Source organism: Streptococcus mitis (genome assembly GCF_047465045.1).
In the GTDB taxonomy this organism is placed as follows: Bacteria; Bacillota; Bacilli; order Lactobacillales; family Streptococcaceae; genus Streptococcus; species Streptococcus mitis_DT.
This window is the reverse complement of the sequence record NZ_JASHAR010000048.1, coordinates 1-688: the sequence shown is the minus strand read 5'-3', so window position 1 is coordinate 688 and position 688 is coordinate 1. Positions and strand designations below refer to the sequence as shown.

The 688-nt window shown below is 39.2% G+C and carries 1 pseudogene; it reads right to left on the bottom strand.

The features are described 5' to 3' along the window. Positions 1 to 620: pseudogene (locus QM409_RS10735) on the bottom strand (transposase); the annotation flags it as partial. Positions 621 to 688: the final 68 nt, after the last annotated feature.

Sequence of the window (688 nt, the reverse complement as noted above, 5' to 3'; positions counted from 1 at the left end):
CTTCTTCAAGGACTTGAGCGAATGCAAGCAACTGCTCTGAGGAGATAGGCTCTTGTGTATCCAGTTCGATAGCTTGATGGATAAGGGGAGTGATTTCTTCTTGAAAATAGACTTGTATCTGTTCTTGAAGTTTGGCGGAGAATTTCTCTGTCGCTTTCTTCCACACGAAACTATACTTGTTGGCATTGGCTTTAATCTTAGTCCCGTCAATAAACAGACAATCTAAGGTCACTAACTCTTCCATTTTTAAACGAAGATTGAGATCGATGAAAAGATTACGTATGAATTCTTCCATCCCTTCAGCGACTCGAAAACGATTGATGGTGCGATAGCTAACAACCAACGGTCCTGTTAGGTACTGCATAGCCAGATTTTCAATCATCATTTTTTCAATTTTTCGACCAGAGAAAATCCCTTGTGAATAGGCAAATAGAAGAGCAGATACAAGCATTTTAGGGTGATAAGACGGGCGACCAAAGGCATGATAGAAGGCGTGGAAGTGACTATCCTCCAAGGTATTCACCACTTTTTTCAATAGTAAAGACGAGATGGTCTTGTGGCAAGAAAGAACTGATTTCTAGTGGTAAAGTTGTTTGATTTGTGTTATAGTGAATATGCATGGGATAGCCTTTCTAAATGGTTTATTAAGCAATTCTATTTTACCAAGACTATCGCAACCATGCAAAAA